This is a genomic window from Arthrobacter sp. MMS24-T111 (genome assembly GCF_054888995.1).
In genome coordinates, this window is the sequence record NZ_JBTZRO010000001.1 from 1,726,742 (window position 1) to 1,745,367 (window position 18,626).

Here is an 18,626-nt window from a genome sequence, read left to right on the forward strand (position 1 = left end):
GGATAGCGGAGGCTGCCGGGAGCAACACTCAGGAGTAGTACCGGCCCAGGGTTTCCGCCTTGAAGTCGAAGAACGTGCCGGACTCGATGGCCAGCCGCGCATCGTCCACCATCTTCACCACGAACCGCTCGTTGTGGATGGAGATCAGGGTGGCGGACACCATCTCCTTGGCCTTGAACAGGTGGTGGATGTATGCCCGCGAATAGTTGGCACACGCGTAGCAGTCGCAGCCCTCCTGCAGGGGCCCGAAATCGCGCTTGTACTTGGCGCCGGAAAGGTTGAACCGGCCTTCCGGGGTGTAGAAGGCGGAGTTCCGGGCCACGCGGGTGGGGGAGACGCAGTCGAACGTGTCGGCGCCGTTTTCGATGGCAGTAAAGATGTCGTCGGGCTCGGAGATCCCCAGCAGGTGGCGCGGTTTGTCCTCCGGCAATTCCTCGTTGCACCAACGGACGATGGTGCCCAGGTTTTCCTTCTCCAGCGCGCCGCCGATGCCGAAGCCGTCGAACGGCATCGCGCCAAGGTCCCGGCACGCCTTGCGGCGCAGGTCCTCGTACTGTGCCCCCTGGATCACGCCGAACAGGGCTTGGTACGGCTTGCCCGCGCGGTCCTCTGTCAGGCGGAAGTGCTCCTCGATGCACCGCACCGCCCACAGTCGGGTGCGCTCCAGGGACTCCTCCTGGTAGCGGCGGGAGTTCTGCAGGGTGGTGAGCTCGTCGAACGCGAACATGATGTCCGCGCCGATCTGGTGCTGGACCTGCATGGAGATCTCGGGGGAGAACCGGTGGCGGTCGCCATTGAGGTGGGACTTGAACCAGACGCCGTCGTCGTCGATGTGCGCCAGGCGCTCCTTGCCGGGGGCCACGGCATCATCAGGCCCGGAAGTATCCACGGACTTCATGTCGATGACCTTCTTGAACCCGGACCCCAGGCTCATCACCTGGAAACCGCCGGAGTCCGTGAACGTGGGACCGGACCAGTTCATGAAGGCGCCCAGGCCGCCGGCCTCGTCCAGGATGTCCGGGCCGGGCTGAAGGTACAGGTGGTAGGCGTTGGCCAGCAGGGCCTGCGCGCCCAGGTCCGCCATCGATTCCGGCAGTACCGCCTTGACCGTTGCCTTGGTGCCGACGGCGATGAACGCCGGCGTCTGGATCTCGCCGTGCGGGGTGGTGATGGTGCCGGTGCGGCCCAGGAACTTCCCGCCGTTTTCCTCCTCTTGGGCCGCCGACGGCGGGCAGGAGTCCGCCAGCCGCGTGCCCACGGTGAAGGAGAACTGCGATTGGGTTTCAGGCAGGGCGAAGGCAGGGTTGGCAGGCACCACACCAGTCTGCCAGCAAACCTCACGACGCCGGCAACCGGGCCCGGGCAGGCCGGCGGCGGAGCGTCAGCTGGCTGGGTCCGTCCCGGGGTAGTTGGCCTCCCGCCACGAATCCCAGGCGGAACGCACGGCGTCGAAGGCTCCGGCGCCAAGGTCGTAGGTGGAAACCACCACCAGCGAACCGTCGCCCTCCGCACGGACGTCCTTGATGGCAGGGTGGTCCGCAACCACCAGCAGCCCTTCGCCGTGTTCGGCGTAACCGTGCACCGTGAGGCCCACCTGGTGGCTGGTCCGGTACCAGACCTTCCCGCTGATTTCCTCTCCGGTATCCAGGATGACCTGGTACGGCTCGCCCGGGGCCGGGAGGTCCTTCAGCCCGAGTTTTTCGATGGCCGAACCCTTCCCGTCCGTCAGGTGCAGGAACAGGGTGTGCCGCTTGCCGTGCGGATGGCGTTCCAGGGCGAAGCGGAGCTGCTGCAGGAACGTCAGCCACCCCTGGGTGATGTCCTCGTCCCAGGCCGCCCATTCGGAATCGTGGTCCAGCGCCCCGCGCGTGACGCTGACCCTGGTACCTTCCGGCACCGGGTGGAGTTCGAACGTGTCCCCGCCGTGCACGGTCAGGCTGGTGTGGTCCGCGGATTCCTGTTCGTCGCCGGAGAAGTAGATCTGCTTGATCTCGGACTCCAGGTCCTCGGCCTGCCAGCCGTGCCACTGGGCCACCTTGGACGGTTCACGCAGCATGGTCCAGACCTGCGGCGCGTCGGCGTTGATCACTACGCTGAGATTGTTCGTCATAGCCCCGAATGTACAACTCCGGCTACGCCCCGGGTAGGGGGAATTTTTACCGCCGGAGGGGCGCCGCCGGGCTCAGGCGCGGACTGCCTCGAGCTCGTTGCTGATGCGCCGTTCAAGTTCGGTCATGCCGATGGTTTCCGAGCCGCCGTGGGCTCGCAGGAACAGCAGGGACTCCAGCCGCAGGAGCCGCCATTCGCGTTCTGCGTCGTGGTTGGAGTTGTCGATCGAGCGGAAGATTTCCTTGTCGTACAGATTGGGCTCGTTGAGTGAACGCTGCCGAACCTTGGCGGCCATGCGCGCCTTGAACGGATCCGTTTCCTGGTTTTCCGGGGTACGGATCAGTTTCTCGTAGACCTCGGCTCTTTTGTCCTGGCCGTCCTGCCGGCAGATGTAGCTGGCCAGTGCCAGGGACGCTTCCACGGAGGTCCACCGGCCCGGGTTGCCGTCGTAGGGCAGCACGGTGAGGAGGTCCGCGACGGACAGCGCGGCGTCTGCGTCCTTGAGCGTGACGAACAGTTCGTGCGCGAGGTCGCTGAGGTCCTTCAGGCAGCTGCCGGACTTGAAGTTGACGCCTTTGGACAGCCGGTCTGCCAGGAGCAGGACACCCTCCGCATCAGGGTGCGCTTCCGCGGCGGCTTCCACCACGGATTCGGGTGTGCCGACCGGTGCCGGGATGAGCGCGAGCTCCTCCTCGCTGGGCCCGTTCACGGCGGGCGGCGCGGGCGGCAGCGGGGGAAGGACGACGGCGGGCGCCACCGCAATGGGTCCCGTCCCGGCGGCCGGCTGGGCCGGCACGGCCCCTGCCTCGGCCAAGGGCGCGGCCTCAGGAAGGTCCGCCGGCAGCGGAAGCTGCGTGACGTCGTCGTGCGCTCCATCCACAACGGTGACCGTGGCGCCCACGGCAACCCTCAGCGTTCCGCCGCCGGAAAGGCTCGCCAGCACCAAGGCCGGGGAGCCGTAGTCGTCCCGCTCAAGCTCCACCTGGTCGATTTCGGCGGTGCGGTGGCCGTCCGGAAGGAGGATGTGGGTGCCGGTGGTCAGAGATCCAGCCTGCTGTTCACGGTGGTGCCTGGCGGCTGGTGTTTCGGTCATGGGAGTCCTTAAGTTCTCTTGCGGTCCGCCCTACAGTCTACAAAGGCGGGCACCTAAAACCGGGGACCCCCACGTCCCGGCGGGGATGTCAGAAGCCCACGCCTGCGAATGCCAGTGCCTGCCGGATGAGGCCGCCGCGGCCGCCGGAAAACTCCATCTGGACGCCCGGGCTGAGCACTTCCTCCGGGGTCATCCAGGTCAGTTCCAGGGCGTCCTGGCGGGGTTCGCACTCGCCCGTGACCGGGATGATGTACGCCAGCGACACGGCGTGTTGCCGCTCGTCGGTGAACCCCGTCTGGGACGGTGCCGGAAAGTATTCGGCCACCGTGAACGGCACCGGGCTGAGGGGAAGCTGGGGGAAGGCGAGGGGGCCCAGGTCTTTTTCCATGTGCCGCAGCAGGGCGGCGCGGATGGTCTCGCGGTAGATGACCCGGCCGGACACCAGGGAGCGCACCATGGTCCCGTCGGCGTCGGCCTGCAGCAGTGTTCCCACCTCGTTGACGTAGCCCAGCGGGTCCAGCCTGACCGGAACTGCCTCCACGTACACCATGGGCAGCCGCCCGCGCGCCTCAAAGAGGTCTTCTTCGGAGAGCCAGCCGGGATTCGGGTCAGGTGTGCGCACGTTCATGGTTAAGTTCTACCCCATGGGGCGGCGCTCCGAGATCCAGACGGTGGCGGGCGCGTTGGGGCTGCCCGCGTCCGGATTGGCCACGTGGAGGGTGCTTCCGAAGGCCTCCTCGGTGATGCCGGCGGCGATCCCGGCGGCCGCGAGGCGCTCCCGCAACGGTTCCAGCGGGCCGCCGTGCTCGAAGCCCAGGCCGGAGCGGGACGGCCCGGATGCCGCCCGAACCAGCAGGACGCCGCCGTTCTTGGCCGTGAAGTCGGCGGTTTCGTCGTCGTCCGGCACGGGCCGCGGCCGCGCCCCGATATGCAGCATGGTGCGGACGGCGGCCTCCGGATCTGCGGTATACCAGACGGCGACGACGGCCAGGGCGGGGTCGGCGTCGGCACACTGGGCGCCGTGGACGGCCTTGTCGGCCAAAAAGCTGAAGCCGTCCGGCGCGCTGATGCGGCAGGCTTCGCCGTGGTCGGCGGTGACCAGTTCGGCCGGCAGGGTTGCCTCCTCCTGTGCCGAGTCGTTGGTGCGGCGGGCGAATTCGGCGACGTCGCCCACTTCCACCGCAAAGACGGTGCGGCCGTCGCGGTCCGAACCGGCCTCGGCCGGGTGCAGCGCCAGGCGGCCCGACGCCGAATCGAAAACCTGCCAGCCGCCGTCGTCCTCCGTCCTCACCATGCCCAGGACGGTGAGGAGTTGCGTCCAGGACTCGGTGCGGGACGTGAAATGGACGGGGCGGACTCGGAGCATGGCGTTGTCCTTGGTGCTGGGTGGCGTGCGGCTCTATGGCCATGATGCCACGTGATGGCCCGCTGCGCAGTGGGGCTTGTGGCAGGGCATTTTCCCGGCAGAATGGGGCCATGGCTGATGACCTCGAGGAACTGCTGGTGCCCGACGCCGCCGCCTGGCGCGCCTGGCTGGAAGCGAACCACAGCACCAGCCCCGGCGTCTGGCTGGTGCTGCACAAGAAGGGCGGCACGGTGACCGGCCTTGACTATCCGGCGGCCCTGGATGAGGCCCTGTGCTTTGGCTGGATCGACGGGCAGCTCCGGCGCCGCGATGATGAAAGCTCGTTCCAGCGGTGGACGCCACGACGTCCCCGCAGCATTTGGTCCGCCCGGAACGCGGGACATATCGCCCGGCTGGAGGAAGAGGGAAAAATGACCGACGCCGGCAGGGCGGCAGTTGCCGCGGCCAAGGCGGACGGCCGCTGGGAGGCAGCCTACGGCGGCCAGGCCGATGTGGAGGTGCCCCCGGACCTTGCGGCAGCGATCGCCGCGAACCCGGCAGCGCAGGAGATGTTCGATGTCCTGACCAAGACCAACCTGTTCGCCCTGGTGTTCCGGACCAACACGGCCAAGCAGGCAGCCACCCGGGAACGCCGGATCGCCGGGTTCGTGGAGATGCTGGCACGGGGCGAGACGCCGTATCCGCAAAAGAAGCGCCCCGCAGGCCGGGACTAGCGGCTCCCGCATGACGCGCCGGATTCGGCTCCGGGCGGCCCGCCGGGTAAAATTGACGGTTCACTTGCGCTGGTGCCGTTCCCCGAACCGGGGGACGGCACTTGTGCGTTCAGCGACGGATCGATGACCCCATGCTCCCCAAAATTTTCGGACCCGCGTATGCCGCCCTTCGGCGCCGCCCCCTCCTGTGGGTGGCCGCAGCCGTGGCCGTGCTCCTGGTGGCGGCCCTGGTGATCGCCGGGAACACCCGGACGGTCGAAGGACAGCACGGCGGTACGGCATCCACGGCACCGCCAGCATCCACGGCACCCCCAGGGCCGCAGGCGCCGCCGGCTGACCAAAGCGGCTACCGGCCTGCCTACCACCTCACCCCGGACCAGCGCTGGATGAACGATCCCCAGCGGCCCTTCTACCTGGATGGCCTCTGGCACTACTACTACCTCTACAACGCCGACTATCCGGAGGGGAACGGCACCGAGTGGTTCCACGCCACCAGCACCGATCTGGTGCACTGGGAGAACCGGGGCGTGGCCATCCCCAAGTTCCGCAACGGACTGGGGGACATCGAGACCGGCTCCGCCGTGGTGGACACTGAAGGTACCGCGGGCTTTGGCAAGGGGGCGGTCATCGCTGTGCTCACCCAGCAGCTCGACGGTGTGCAGCGCCAGTCCCTCTTCTACTCCACGGACCAGGGCTACAGCTTCCAAAGCTACGGACAGAACCCGGTGATGGAAAACCCTGGCGCGGAGCACTGGCGGGACCCGCGCATTGTCCGCGACGACGCCAACAACCAGTGGCTCATGCTCCTCGCAGAGGGCCACAAGATCGGGTTCTATACCTCCCCCGACCTCAAGCGGTGGACCTATATGTCCGGATTCGAGCAGGACGGTCTGGGAATCCTGGAATGCCCGGACTTCTTCCAAATGGACATCGACGGCGACCCCGCCAAACGCACCTGGGTCCTGGCCGCCAGCGCCAACGGTTCCAAGGACGGCCGCACCACCGGCCTGGCTTACTGGACCGGCAAGTTCGACGGCAAGGCCTTCACAGCGGACGGTGGCCACCAGTGGCTCGACGGCGGGGCGGACTTCTACGCGGCCGTCACCTGGGATGATCCGCGCCAAAGCGATGGCCAGCGGAAGGCATTCCGGCATGCCATCGGCTGGATGAACAATTGGGCCTACGCCCGGCAATTGCCCACCGACGGCTGGTTCGGGGCCGCCTCGGTGGTCCGCGACATCCGGCTCACGTCCGGTGCCGGCCGCCCCGCCCTGGTGCAGTCGCCCACCCCGGCGCTCCAGTCCCTGGAAGGGGCGCCGGTCCAGGTGCCCGCCGGCCCGGTCCGGGATGCCCGGACCCTTCCCATCCCGGACAGCGGAGTGTTCAAGGCGGACGTCGAGCTGGAAGAACCCGCGGACGGCACCGGGAAAGCCACCCTGCTCCTGCAAAGCGGTGGCACCACCTACGCCACCATCGGCTACGACTTCGCCGCCGGCCGGGCCTTCATTACCCGGGACGGGGACGCCGTGGCCGGCGGCCAGGGGAAGGAGCCCTCCGAGGGCAGTGGCGAGTACCGCCAGCCCCGCTCGGTGGAAGCACGCCCCGCCGGCGGGACCGTGAGGCTGACAGCCTACGTGGACCGGTCCTCCGTGGAGGTCTTCGTGGACGGACAGTCCCTGACGTCCCTCATGTTCCCGCCGGCAGGTCCGAAAGCGGTCCAGCTGGCCGCCGACGTGCCCTTGACGCTCAAAGCCGGCACGGTCACGCCGCTGTCCGGTATCCGCTGAGCGCAGGTCCCGCCGGTTCGGCCGGCCGTGCCTGTCAGGTGGCCGGGCCGGCAGCGATGACCGTGGCCGCTGCCTCCAGCGTCATCCAGGCCTGCAGCTGGGTGGCGAGCTCCACCGGCGCTCCCGGCGGATAGGTCCGGTCCGCGGGTTGGCCGGCGTGTACGGAGAAGATGCTCCTGCCGGCCAGGGGCGCCTTTGCTTCACCGGCGCCCACCGGCCGCCGTCCGGCCCAGAACGCCTCGGCGGTGGCCAGCACCAACGCAGCGGCTGTGGCGCGGGCGGTCGCGGGTAGCCGTCGGTCTGCCGCCGCAAGCGCGAGGTACCGGCAGAGGATCCCGGTGAAGAGGCCGCCGTCGCCCGTTCCTTCGCAGCGCAGCACCGTTGCGGCGGCAGCGTTGCCGCCGGCTGCCGGGACGGTCAGCAGCCGCTGCACGGAGTCCACCAGCGCGGTGGCCCGGGCAAGGTTGGCGTCGCCGCCCAGTTCCAGGAGGGCACCCAGGACCGGGCCTTGGTTGTAGGTGTACAGCGACCGTTCAACCAGCACATCCCCGGCAGGACCCAGCCGTGCACCGTCGAGGTAGAGTCCCTGGCCCTGGTCGAAGAGGGTGGCGTCCAGCCAGTCCAGCAGCGTCTGAGCCGTGCCGCGCCGGCCGGTGCGGGCATAGAACAACGCCACAGGTGCCGTGGCCGGGGTGTTCTTGAAGTCGCGCTTCTTGCTCCAGAACGTCCCCCCGCCCAAATCGTCGGTGCAGGCGGAGTCGAACTGCAGGGCCAGTGCGGAACGCACCCGGGCGTTGCGCCGGCGTCCCGGCCGCTGCGCTTCTTCTGCGAGCCTGTCCAGCCGCAGGGTCGCCAGGGCCAGCCATGCCATGTCGTCGTAGTAGCTGTTCACGAGCGTCAGGGCATTGCGGAGCCTCATGCCGGTGACCAGCCGTGAGGCCAGGTGTCCCGCGCTGGGCAGGTCCGGTCCGTTGAACCGCACCGCAGGGGTGGCTCCGCCGGCCAATTCCCGCAGGCCGGTGTCCACCAGGCAGTCCACGTAATGCGCCTGCCACCAGTAGTGCCACGGGAGCAGCAGTCCCGCGGCGGGCCTTGCGCGGCGGAGTGCGGCGAGCCACCGCTCGCGCGGCGGAGTGGCGGGTTCTTGCCCCGCAACGGGTTCTTGCCCCGCCGCGGGGGAGCCCTTCCCAGCCGGGTGCCTGCCCTGCCACACGACGGCGGCGAGGTGGGTTCCGGGCAGGAACAACAGGTTCCGGCCGAACAGCCCGGTCACGGAGCGGGCGGCGTGGTTCGCACGGTCCTGCCAGGTGGCCAAGGAGGTGCTGCTGGAGGTCATGCCGTCCACCCTAGCGGCGGTGCCGGGTCCTCGGCCCCGCGGGGTGGGTGCGGCGGCGCCGTATTTCAGTTAACATTCATTAACTGTTGCCCAAGGCCGCGCCACGGCCGGAGGCACGCGCATCAAGGAGGATGTATGGACATCAAAGGCAGCGTCGCCCTGGTCACAGGCGGGGCCTCCGGGCTCGGAGCGGCCACCGCACGCAGGTTGTTCGACGACGGCGCCTCGGTGGTGCTCCTGGACCTCGCCTCCTCGGACGGCCAGGCGGTGGCGGACGACCTCAACAGCCACGCCCAGGCCGGGCAGTCCGCCCTCTTTACCCCTGCGGACGTGACCAGCGACGCCGAGGTGCGGGCCGCCGTCGCAACAGCCGCCGGGCTGGGCCCGCTGCGGATCGTGGTGAACTGCGCAGGAATTGCCACTCCCGGCAAGGTGCTGGGCCGTGATGGCGTCCTGCCGCTGGAAGCGTTCAGCCGCGTCGTCCAGGTCAACCTGGTGGGCACCTTCAACGTCCTGCGGCTGGCGGCCGAGGCCATGGTGGCCACCGAGCCCGTGACCACCCGGCTCGGCGGCCCGGAGCGCGGCGTCATCATCAACACGGCATCCGTGGCCGCCTTCGAAGGGCAGATCGGCCAGCCCGCCTACGCAGCCTCCAAGGGGGCTGTCGCCGCCATGACGCTTCCCATCGCCCGGGAACTGGCGCGCTCGCTGGTCCGCGTGGTCACCATCGCCCCGGGCATCTTCGAAACGCCCATGATGGCCGGCCTGCCGCAGGAAGCCCAGGACTCGCTGGGCGCGCAGGTACCGCACCCGTCCCGGCTGGGGAAGCCGGCGGAGTACGCCAACCTGGTGGCGCACATCGTGGGCAACGCCATGCTGAATGGGGAGACCATCCGCTTGGACGGCGCCATCCGGATGGGGCCGCGATGAGTGCTCCGGACATCACGGACCTGCCGGTGGCGGATTTCTTCGCCGTCGAATCCATGCTGGGCCAGGCCGAGCGCTACAAGCTGGCGGAGCTGCGGGACTTCCTGGCAGCCGAAGTGGCACCCTACGCCGGCGACTGGTGGAACAAAGCCGAGTTCCCTGCCCACATCCTGCCCAAACTGGCCGCCCTGGAACTGAGCACGCCGGCGCACCGCGGCTACAGCAACCTTTTTGCCGGGCTGGTCATCGCGGAGATGACCCGCGTGGACACCTCCCTGGCCACGTTCTTCCTGGTCCACCACGACCTCTTCGTCGAATCCCTGCACGCCTTCGGCTCGGCGGACCAGAAGCGCAGGCTGCTGGCCGACGCCTCGGACCTGCGGATCACCGGTGCCTTCGCCCTCACCGAGCCCCTGCACGGCTCCGACGTCGCCGGCGGCATGGAGACACGTGCCCGGCGCATTTCCTCCGGCACCGGAGAAGCGGACGACGCCGGCGACACCTGGGTGCTCAACGGCGCCAAACGCTGGATCGGCAACGGGACGTTCTGCGACTACATGCTGGTCTGGGCGCGCGATGAAGCCGACGGTTCCGTCCGGGGCTTCATCGTGGACGCGGACCTGCCTGGCGTGAGCCGGAGCCGGATCGAGAACAAGATCGCCCTGCGGACTGTCCAGAACGCGGACATCGTCTTCAGCGACGTCCGGGTCCCGGAGGCGGACCGCTTCGGCGGCATCGGCAGCTTCGAGGACACCAAGGAGCTGCTGCGCAGTTCGCGGATCATGGTGGCCTGGCAGACGGTGGGCCAGCAGCTGGCAGCGTTCGACGTAGCCCGGCAGTACGCCGTGGAGCGGCACCAGTTCGGCCGGCCGCTGGCCCACTTCCAGCTGATCCAGCAACAGCTGGTGACCATGCTGGGCAACACCGTGGCCAGCATGGGAATGATGGCCGGGATCGCCAGGCTCCAGGACCAGGGCGCCGCGGGCATGCCGCAGGTGGCCCTGGCCAAGTCGTACCTCAGCGCCCGGATGCGCGAAACCGTGGCGCTGGGCCGGTCCATCCTTGGCGGCAACGGCATTGTCACCGACTACCGGATGGCCAAGATCTTCGCCGACGCCGAGGCCATCTACACCTACGAGGGCTCGTTCGAGGTCAACACCCTGATCGTGGGCCGGGCCATCACAGGGGTGTCAGCGTTCGGTGGTTGAGCCTGTCTTCGGTGGCTGAACCTGATTTCGGGGGTTGAGCCTGTCGAAACCGGTCAGGCGCCTGGGTAGGGCTGCTTCTCGCCTGCCTCCACGCGGATATCCAAGCTGTTGTTCCTGACCGGCATCGGGCACGTGCCGTAGGGCGTGAAGGCGCTGGGGTAGTTGATGGCACGGTTGAAGTCCAGCACCACGGAGCCGTCCGGGCGGGGCCGGGGGAGCGAGAGCTTCCGCCAGTCGTCCGTGGTGTCGCCATTCGTTTCGTCGTGGAAGGTGACGGTCAGGGCGCCCAGTTTCTCCTCCTCGGCCTGCAGCCGGAACTCGTGGCTGCTGCCGGGGAGGCCGAAGACCACCTCACCCACGCTGCGGTGCACGCCGTCAACCAGCGGGTTGGCGGTTCCGATCGGTACGTCCACCGGCTCAGGGTAGGGCACGAACCGGCCGGTGACTTCCCACTCCGGGGTGTACGGATAGGTGGGTACGGCGTCGAACTCGGTGAACACCGGCGAGGCCGAGTCCCGGGTGCGGATCGCGTATTTCCCGCCGCGCATCGCCAGTTCCACCACCACCTGGTTCCCGTCCGGGCCGCCGAACCGGACCCACATCAACGACTCCTCGTCCGCAAGGACAGCGGACACGGCGCCGTCCACCTTTTCGCCCGTCTCCACCAGCGTGAGCCCGTCCGCCGGGACCGCGGTGAGTACCGCCGTCGCGCCGTCCACGGACCAGAGGCCCGGGGCGAGGTCGACGCCGGCCGGTGAGTCTTCGAGCCATTGGAAAGAGGTGAGGGTGAGCCAGCCGTGCGGGGCTGCAAGCGCCTTGTCCCGGTTGGTGCGGAAGCGCTGCCAGCGCTCGAGCTTGGCTGCGGTGGTGGTGGACATGGTTCCTTCCGGTTGCGTCTGCCCACGCTACAACCACGGGTATTTCCTGTTCATTCCGCGGGTGGCGACATCTTTTGAGACGGATTCCACTGTGGCGCCGGACCGGGGGTAGCATCTTTAGCTAGTAACGTGGCTCACAGTATCCAGCGCAGTGTACGAGCCAAGTCCGAAACCCTCGAAAGATTGCTTCCATGGCTCACACTGCCGCACATCCCGAAACAGACCTGGCCTCCGAACTGAGGGCAGACGTCCGCCGTGTTTCCACCCTCCTCGGCGAATCCCTGGTCCGCCAGCACGGCCCTGAACTCCTGGACCTCGTGGAACAGGTCAGGCTGCTGACCAAGGAATCCAAGGAAGCGGCGCGCGGCGGCGCAGACGCCACCGGCCCCTGGAGCGCGCACGACGTCGTCGCCCAGGTCCGCGAACTGCTCGGCTCCCTGCCAATCGAGCAGGCAACCGACTTGGTGCGCGCCTTTGCGTTCTATTTCCACCTGGCCAACGCCGCCGAGCAGGTCCATCGGGTCCGCGGCCTGCGCAACCGGTCGGAAAAGGACGGCTGGCTGGCCAAGACCGTCGCGGAGATCGCCGAGCAGGCAGGCCCGGACGTCCTGCAGGAAGTGGTCAACGGCCTGGACGTCCGTCCGATCTTCACCGCCCACCCCACCGAAGCGTCCCGCCGTTCGGTCTTGGACAAGATCCGCAAGATCTCCGACGTCCTGTCCCACTCCACGGCCGAGGGGTCAACGGCGCGGCGGAGGCAGGACCGGCAGCTGGCCGAGATCATCGACCAGATGTGGCAGACCGACGAACTGCGCCAGGTCCGGCCCACGCCCGTGGATGAGGCCCGGAACGCCATCTACTACCTGGGCGGCATCCTCACCGACGCCATGCCGCACATGCTGTCCGAACTCGCCGACCTCCTGGGCGAGCACGGGGTCAGCCTGGCTGCCAAGGACGCACCCATCCGGTTCGGTTCCTGGATCGGCGGTGACCGCGACGGCAACCCGAACGTCACCGCGGCCGTGACGCGGGAAATCCTCCAGATCCAAAACCAGAGCGCCATCCGCATCAGCATCGGCATGATCGATGAACTGATCTCCGTGCTGTCCAACTCCACGGCCCTGGCCGGTGCCGACCGGGCGCTGCTCGAATCAATCGATACGGACCTGAAGAACCTGCCGGGCCTGGACAAGCGGGTCCTGGAACTGAATGCGCAGGAGCCCTACCGGCTGAAGCTCACCTGCATCAAGGCCAAGCTCATCAACACGGGCAAGCGGGTGGCCGTCAATTCGAACCACGAGCACGGGCGCGACTACAACGCCACCGATGAACTCATGGCCGACCTGCAGCTGCTGGAGCTCTCGCTCCGCAACCACTCGGCAGCCCTGGCCGCAGACGGTTCGCTGGCACGGGTGCGCCGCGCCATTGCCTCGTTCGGGCTGCACCTGGCCACGCTGGACATCCGCGAACACGCCGACCACCACCACGACGCCGTCGGCCAGCTGATGGACCGGATCGGCGGCCCCGGGCTGCGCTACGCGGAGCTGAGCCGCGAGGAACGTTTCGAGGTGCTGGGCTCCGAACTGGCGTCCCGTCGCCCGCTCTCCGGCCACCCGATCAAGCTCGACGGCGCCGCCGACGGCACGTACGACGTCTTCCGGGAGATCCGGCGGGCCCTGCGCATGTACGGGCCGGACGTCATCGAAACCTACATCATCTCCATGACCCGCGGCGCCGACGACGTCCTCGCCGCCGCCGTCCTGGCCCGCGAGGCCGGCCTGGTGAACCTGTTCGGCGACAAGCCTTACGCCAAGCTTGGCTTCGCGCCGCTGCTGGAAACGGTGGAGGAGCTGCGTGCCTCGGCCGAGATTGTGGACCAGCTGCTGTCCGATCCCTCCTACCGGGAACTGGTGCGGCTGCGCGGGGATGTCCAGGAAGTGATGCTGGGCTACTCGGACTCGAACAAGGAATCCGGCGTCATGACCAGCCAGTGGGAGATCCATAAGACCCAGCGCAAGCTGCGCGATATCGCGGCCAAGCACGGCGTCCGCGTCCGCCTGTTCCACGGCCGCGGCGGTTCCGTGGGCCGTGGCGGCGGACCCACGTATGACGCCATCCTGGCCCAGCCCAACGGTGTCCTGGAAGGCGAGATCAAGTTCACGGAACAGGGCGAGGTCATCTCGGACAAATACTCCCTGCCCGAACTGGCCCGGGAGAACCTGGAGCTCTCGCTCGCCGCGGTGCTGCAGGGTTCGGCCCTGCACCGCAACCCCCGGACCTCCGAGGACCAGCGGGAGCGGTACGGACACGTCATGGAATCCATCTCGGATGCCGCGTTCGACCGCTACCGCAAGCTGATCGACCACCCGGACCTGCCCGCCTACTTTATGGCGTCCACCCCGGTGGAGCAGCTCGGCTCGCTCAACATCGGCTCCCGCCCGTCCAAGCGTCCGGATTCGGGCGCGGGCCTCGGTGGCCTGCGCGCCATCCCATGGGTGTTCGGCTGGACGCAGTCGCGGCAGATCGTGCCGGGCTGGTTTGGCGTGGGCTCGGGGCTGAAGGCTGCCCGGGAAGCCGGTCACTCTGCCCAGCTGGTGGAGATGATGGATCACTGGAACTTCTTCCGGTCCGTGCTGTCCAACGTGGAGATGACCCTGGCCAAGACGGACATGGACATCGCCGGCTACTACGTGTCCACCCTGGTCCCGGAGGAACTGCACCACCTGTTCCGCACCATCCGGGAGGAGTACGAGCTCACGGTGGCCGAAGTCCGCAAGCTCACCGGCGAGGACATCCTCTTGGACGCCCAGCCCACGCTGAAGCGTTCCCTGGAGATCCGCGACCAGTACCTGGATCCCATCAGCTACCTGCAGGTTGAGCTGATGCGCCGTATCCGGACCGAGGCGGAGATCAGCGGGGCCGAGATCGACGAGCGCCTCCAGCGGGCCATGCTCATCACCGTGAACGGTGTTGCCGCAGGCCTGCGCAACACCGGCTAGGAACGACCGCTCACTTCCGGCGGCATTTCTTCCGACGCGCGCTCACGTTTTGCCGTTCCAACCCAAACCCCCGCTCACGTTTTGCCGTTCCAACCCCAACCCCCGCTCACTCTCTTGAAGAGAGTGAGCGGGGGTTTGGGTTTAGGGGACAGGATGTGAGCGGGGGTTGGCTTTTTGGCGGCAGGATGTGAGCGGGGGTTTGGATAGGGTGGAGGGCATGCCTTCTTTCCAGACCCGCCTCAAGATCACCGGGCTGCGGCCGGGGAATCCGCCGGAGTCCGTCATGGACGCCGCCGTGGAGGCGCTGGGCACCCGCCACCACGTGGAGGCGCACCAGCTGCAGATTGCCGGCGGAGTGCCGCAACTCAACCTTCGGTTCCTTGTGGAAGCCACCGAGTACTCCGGTGAGAACCAGCAGGCGCTGGAGTCGGCAAGCATGATGCGCGACGCCGTCGAACGCGTCGCGCTGACAGGTGCGCTCAGCGTGCTGCGGCGCAGCCGCGGCAAGTGGCTGCCCGTCTAGCCTGCGTCCGGAATGGGCTCGTCTTCCACCGGGGACCTGTCGCCGCGCCGCCGGGTGACGATCAGCCCCACGACGGCGCCGATCACCAGGCCCACCGCCACCCCGATGAGGGAACTGGCCCAGAACGGCAGCCTGGTGGTCGATCCCGTAAAGTACCCCAGTCCGACGAGCCAGCAGGCCCAGAGGACCGCCCCAGCCCGGCGCACAGTCCGAAGCCGCGCACTGAGACATTTGCGATCCCTGACGCTGCCGAGGTGGCCAGCCGGCCGCCGGGGATGAACCGGGCGCCGATGATGGTGCCATAGGTGGACGACCGCCCGGCCTTGGCCAGTGCCGCATGGATGCCGGCGTGCACTCGGCGCCCCCATTTCCAGCGGTCCAGTACGTGGCTGAGCCGGCGGCGGAACAGGTGGAACACCACCATGTCGCCAATCCAGGACGCCAGGGCGGCGAGCACCAGGACGAGGAACACATTGGCCCGGCCATCCGCGGACAATGCCCCGCCGGTAATCACCACCATCTCCGAGGGGATGGGCGGGAAAATGGCGTCGCCAACCACCAAAGGGATGACCCAGAAATAGAGGGCCGCCCCCAGCTGTCAGCGCTGCCGAAGTCCATTGCCACAAGGTACCGCACTTTTGGCGGGCCGGCGGTGCCTGTGACGGGCACCCACCTGGGGAGGAATACCTCCGCGGCCGTCCGTGCCCGGAACGGATGGTGGAGTGGGAAACTGGCGGCATGCGGATCACGGTTTTGCAGGGCGACATAACGCAGCGGCGGGTGGACGCGGTGGTCAATGCCGCGAATTCGTCGCTGCTGGGCGGCGGGGGAGTGGACGGGGCGCTGCACCGGGCAGCCGGTCCGGAACTGTTGGCTGCGTGCCGTCAGTTGCGGGCAACCGACCTCCAGGACGGACTGCAGACCGGCGCCGCCGTGGCAACGGCCGGATTCCGGCTGCCGGCCCGTTGGGTCATCCACACCGTCGGCCCGAACCGGCATGCCGGGCAGACGAACAGGGCCCTCCTGGTGTCCTGCTTCAGCGAAAGCCTGCGGCTGGCGGACTCCCTGGGCGCCCGCGGACTGGCGTTCCCGGCGGTGGGTGCGGGCGCTTACGGTTGGGCGGCGGATGCGGTCGCACGCGCGGCCCTGGACGCCCTGGCCGGATTCCAGGCGCTGCACCCGGCCAGCGACCTGGAGGTGGTGGAGTTCGTGCTCCACACGTCCGGGGTGGAAGAGGTGTTCAGGGACGTGTTCGGACAGCTTCGCTGAGGTCCAGGGCGCTGCGGTACTCTACCGGCCGGCCTGAGATCGGGTCGACGAAGCGGATGCCGCGGGCCAGCAGCTGCAGCGGTTTCGCGTAGTCGTCGGGGGCTTTGTCCAGCAGATCAGGGTAGAAGGCGTCGTTGACGATTCCCAGTCCCAGCGAGGCCATATGCACCCGCAGCTGGTGGGTCTTGCCGGTGTGCGGTTCCAGCCGGTACTTGGCAAGGCGGCGCCTGCCGGTGCCGCTGCCATCGCTGCCGGAGGCACCTGCCCGGCCGCCGGCGTCGAACGTTTCCAGCTGCTCTATCCTGGTTTCCGCGTTCGGCTCGCCGTCAATGACTTCCGCCAGCAGGTAGCTGCGCGACTTGGTCATCCGGTTGCGGACCACCACGGGAAATTCGACGGCGGGATGTCCCGGTGCGGGCTCCGCGGCGGAGACGCACTCGTACTCCTTCTGCACCTGCCGCTTCTCGAACAGCACCTGGTACTTGCCCCGGGTCTGCGGGTTGGTGGAGAAGAGCAGGACACCGGCGGTCATGCGGTCCAGCCGGTGCATGGGAATCAGGTCCGGCAGGTCCAGTTGGTTCCGCAGCCGCACCAGGGCGGATTCCTGGATGTAGGTGCCGCCCGGAGTGGTGGGCAGGAAGTGCGGTTTGTCCACCACCAGCAGGTGCTCGTCCTGGTGCAGGATGCTCAGTTCTACGGGCAGCCGGGTCTCCGGCGGCAGCGTGCGGTAGTACCAGATGAACGTGTGGTCCCGCAGCGGGGTGCTGCGGTCCAGGGGGATGCCGCCCTCGCCCACGATCTCGCCGGCGTCGAACCGGTCCTCGATGCCCTGCGGATCGATGTGCCCCCAGCGGTGCATCATGTAGTCCATCGCGGTGTCCCAGGGGCCCTCGTCCGGGAGGCGCAGGCGGGTGGCGTTGACGCCGTCGCGCACGGGGAGGGGGGATTGCATCACCGCCCTATTCTACCGGTGCCCCTGGGCGGCCAGCGGGCCCAGGATCCCGCGAACCACCGACGACAAAAAAGTTCTTGACAATAAAAGTTGTCGGTAGCGAGAATAGTGGCATGCAGGAAATTGCAGTCATCGAGGACCCGGCCGCGGCCGAAGCGTCGCTGGACCCCATCCGCACCAGCATCCTGCGGGAGCTGGCCCGGCCCGGCTCCGCAACGCAGTTGGCGGTCCGGGTGGGTCTGCCCAGGCAAAAGGTCAACTACCACCTCAAGGCGCTGGAGCGGCATGGCCTGGTGGAGCTGGTGGAGGAACGGCGCAAAGGGAACGTCACTGAGCGCGTGCTCCAGGCCACCGCAGCTTCCTACCTGATCTCACCGTCCGCGCTGGCCTCGATCTCGCCGGATCCGCACCATTTCTCAGACCGTTTCTCCGCATTCTGGCTGCTGGCGCTCGCCGGCCGGATGGTCCGGGAAGTGGGAAAACTGATAGCCGGTGCGGCCGCTGCCCGGCAGAAACTGGCAACGTTCGCCATCGACGGCGAGATTACATTCCGCACCGCCGCCGACCGGGCAGCCTTCGCGGAGGAGCTCGGCGTGGAGGTCACCCGGCTGGTGGACAAGTACCACGACGACGGGTCCCCACACGGGCGGCGGCACCGGCTGGTCGTGGCCCTGCACCCGGTCCTCAAAGAAACCAATGCCCCCAAAGCAACCAACGAATCCACTCCAGGCAAGGAACAGGACAAATGAACAACAAGCACACCTTTGAAATCGTCCACGACTCTGAGCTTCCCGGTACGCCAGAGCGGGTGTGGGAAGCCGTCACCGCCGGAACCCCGGCCTGGATGTTCCCCACGGACCAGTGGCCCGCCGTCAGGACCGTGGAAGAGTACCCCAGCCACCTGGTATCCAGGATGGAGGGCCCGGACGGCTGGTTCAACCAGCTGGAACACGTCCTGGAGCCGCTGGACGGCGGCCGTGCACGCCTGCACTACGTCCACAGCGGCATTTTCGCCGACAACTGGGATGAGCAGTACGACGGCGCCAGCCGCCACACCGAGTTCTACCTGCACACGCTGGGCCAATACCTGCAGTACTTCGACGGCCGTCCCGTGGTGTTCACCGACATTCAGGCTCCCGCGGCTTCGCAGGCACCGGACGGATTCGCCAAGCTGCGGGAAGCGCTGGGCCTGGGAACCGCCGGGCAGGGGGACAGCTTTGACATGGAGCTCGACGGCGTGGGGCGGCTGGCGGGCGAGGTGGACTTCTCGAACGAGCACTTCCTGGGCCTGCGCACCCAGGACGCCCTGTACCGGTTCTTCGGCCGCAACGCCTTCGGCGCCCCGGTGGGCATGACGGTTCACGATTTCGGCGGCGCCGGAGACTCCGAGACCACGGCCAAGGCGTGGGGTGGGTTCCTGGAACACGTGTACGCGTAGCCACGATTCCCTTTTTGCGCCCTGATCG

The 18,626-nt window shown here is 68.0% G+C and carries 17 protein-coding genes and 1 pseudogene; 9 read left to right on the top strand and 9 right to left on the bottom strand.

The features are described 5' to 3' along the window. Positions 1–28: 28 nt before the first annotated feature. The 5 genes from tgt to ACX5I6_RS08110 all read right to left on the bottom strand — a co-directional run bounded on the left by tgt (position 29) and on the right by ACX5I6_RS08110 (position 4,568). Positions 29–1,315, bottom strand: a complete 1,287-nt coding sequence (tgt, locus tag ACX5I6_RS08090; RefSeq protein WP_461840117.1) for a tRNA guanosine(34) transglycosylase Tgt — start codon at positions 1,313–1,315, stop codon at positions 29–31. Positions 1,316–1,381: 66 nt separating this feature from the next. After that, on the bottom strand, positions 1,382–2,110 hold the full coding sequence (locus ACX5I6_RS08095) for an SRPBCC family protein (RefSeq protein WP_461840118.1): 729 nt from the start codon (positions 2,108–2,110) through the stop codon (positions 1,382–1,384). A 72-nt stretch (positions 2,111–2,182) separates the two neighbouring features. Continuing rightward, a complete protein-coding gene (locus ACX5I6_RS08100) occupies positions 2,183–3,202 on the bottom strand; it encodes a DUF6707 family protein (protein WP_461840119.1) in 1,020 nt (339 codons plus the stop codon). 88 nt (positions 3,203–3,290) lie between these two features. Further along, positions 3,291–3,830 carry an NUDIX hydrolase family protein gene (locus ACX5I6_RS08105; protein WP_018763774.1) on the bottom strand — a complete coding sequence of 180 codons (540 nt, stop codon included), beginning with the start codon at positions 3,828–3,830 and terminating at the stop codon, positions 3,291–3,293. A gap of 9 nt (positions 3,831–3,839) precedes the next feature. Beyond that, complete coding sequence (locus tag ACX5I6_RS08110; RefSeq protein WP_461840120.1) at positions 3,840–4,568, bottom strand: VOC family protein; 729 nt, start codon at positions 4,566–4,568, stop codon at positions 3,840–3,842. Positions 4,569–4,678: 110 nt separating this feature from the next. Between ACX5I6_RS08110 and ACX5I6_RS08115 the strand changes: the two genes are divergently transcribed. Beyond that, positions 4,679–5,281, top strand: coding sequence for a YdeI/OmpD-associated family protein (locus ACX5I6_RS08115; RefSeq protein ID WP_461840121.1), 603 nt, complete (start codon positions 4,679–4,681; stop codon positions 5,279–5,281). A 131-nt stretch (positions 5,282–5,412) separates the two neighbouring features. Then, positions 5,413–7,068 carry a glycoside hydrolase family 32 protein gene (locus ACX5I6_RS08120; protein ID WP_461840122.1) on the top strand — a complete coding sequence of 552 codons (1,656 nt, stop codon included), beginning with the start codon at positions 5,413–5,415 and terminating at the stop codon, positions 7,066–7,068. A gap of 34 nt (positions 7,069–7,102) precedes the next feature. Here ACX5I6_RS08120 and ACX5I6_RS08125 read toward each other — a convergent pair whose 3' ends face one another. After that, positions 7,103–8,404: a glycoside hydrolase family 76 protein gene (locus ACX5I6_RS08125; protein WP_461840123.1), complete on the bottom strand. Its 1,302-nt coding sequence runs from the start codon at positions 8,402–8,404 to the stop codon at positions 7,103–7,105. A gap of 135 nt (positions 8,405–8,539) precedes the next feature. On the opposite strand from ACX5I6_RS08125, the gene ACX5I6_RS08130 reads away from it, so the two are divergent. After that, positions 8,540–9,334, top strand: a complete 795-nt coding sequence (locus tag ACX5I6_RS08130; RefSeq protein WP_461840124.1) for an SDR family NAD(P)-dependent oxidoreductase — start codon at positions 8,540–8,542, stop codon at positions 9,332–9,334. Beyond that, positions 9,331–10,539, top strand: a complete 1,209-nt coding sequence (locus ACX5I6_RS08135) for an acyl-CoA dehydrogenase family protein (protein ID WP_461840125.1) — start codon at positions 9,331–9,333, stop codon at positions 10,537–10,539. The genes ACX5I6_RS08130 and ACX5I6_RS08135 overlap by 4 nt, the downstream gene beginning before the upstream one ends. Positions 10,540–10,592: 53 nt before the next feature. Here the strand turns inward: ACX5I6_RS08135 and ACX5I6_RS08140 are convergent, their stop codons facing one another. Then, a complete protein-coding gene (locus tag ACX5I6_RS08140) occupies positions 10,593–11,417 on the bottom strand; it encodes a DUF1684 domain-containing protein (protein ID WP_461840126.1) in 825 nt (274 codons plus the stop codon). Between the two features lie 191 nt (positions 11,418–11,608). Between ACX5I6_RS08140 and ppc the strand changes: the two genes are divergently transcribed. Further along, the gene (gene ppc / locus ACX5I6_RS08145; RefSeq protein WP_461840127.1) at positions 11,609–14,416 is read left to right on the top strand and encodes a phosphoenolpyruvate carboxylase; all 2,808 of its coding nucleotides are present in this window, start codon (positions 11,609–11,611) and stop codon (positions 14,414–14,416) included. Between the two features lie 217 nt (positions 14,417–14,633). Next, positions 14,634–14,939 carry a hypothetical protein gene (locus ACX5I6_RS08150; protein ID WP_109045907.1) on the top strand — a complete coding sequence of 102 codons (306 nt, stop codon included), beginning with the start codon at positions 14,634–14,636 and terminating at the stop codon, positions 14,937–14,939. Here the strand turns inward: ACX5I6_RS08150 and ACX5I6_RS08155 are convergent. Next, a pseudogene (locus ACX5I6_RS08155) lies at positions 14,936–15,557 on the bottom strand (DedA family protein). The gene ACX5I6_RS08150 and the pseudogene ACX5I6_RS08155 sit on opposite strands and share 4 nt — an antisense overlap. Positions 15,558–15,677: 120 nt before the next feature. On the opposite strand from ACX5I6_RS08155, the gene ACX5I6_RS08160 reads away from it, so the two are divergent. Next, positions 15,678–16,208 (top strand): O-acetyl-ADP-ribose deacetylase, encoded by a 531-nt coding sequence (locus ACX5I6_RS08160; RefSeq protein WP_461840128.1) that lies wholly within the window; start codon positions 15,678–15,680, stop codon positions 16,206–16,208. Here ACX5I6_RS08160 and ACX5I6_RS08165 read toward each other — a convergent pair. Further along, the gene (locus ACX5I6_RS08165) at positions 16,180–17,160 is read right to left on the bottom strand and encodes an RluA family pseudouridine synthase (protein WP_461841687.1); all 981 of its coding nucleotides are present in this window, start codon (positions 17,158–17,160) and stop codon (positions 16,180–16,182) included. The two genes, ACX5I6_RS08160 and ACX5I6_RS08165, sit on opposite strands and share 29 nt — an antisense overlap. 113 nt (positions 17,161–17,273) lie before the next feature. Between ACX5I6_RS08165 and ACX5I6_RS08170 the strand changes: the two genes are divergently transcribed. Continuing rightward, a complete protein-coding gene (locus ACX5I6_RS08170) occupies positions 17,274–17,909 on the top strand; it encodes a helix-turn-helix domain-containing protein (protein WP_461840129.1) in 636 nt (211 codons plus the stop codon). Further along, positions 17,906–18,598: an SRPBCC family protein gene (locus tag ACX5I6_RS08175; protein ID WP_285247364.1), complete on the top strand. Its 693-nt coding sequence runs from the start codon at positions 17,906–17,908 to the stop codon at positions 18,596–18,598. The genes ACX5I6_RS08170 and ACX5I6_RS08175 overlap by 4 nt, the downstream gene beginning before the upstream one ends. Positions 18,599–18,626 lie beyond the last annotated feature (28 nt).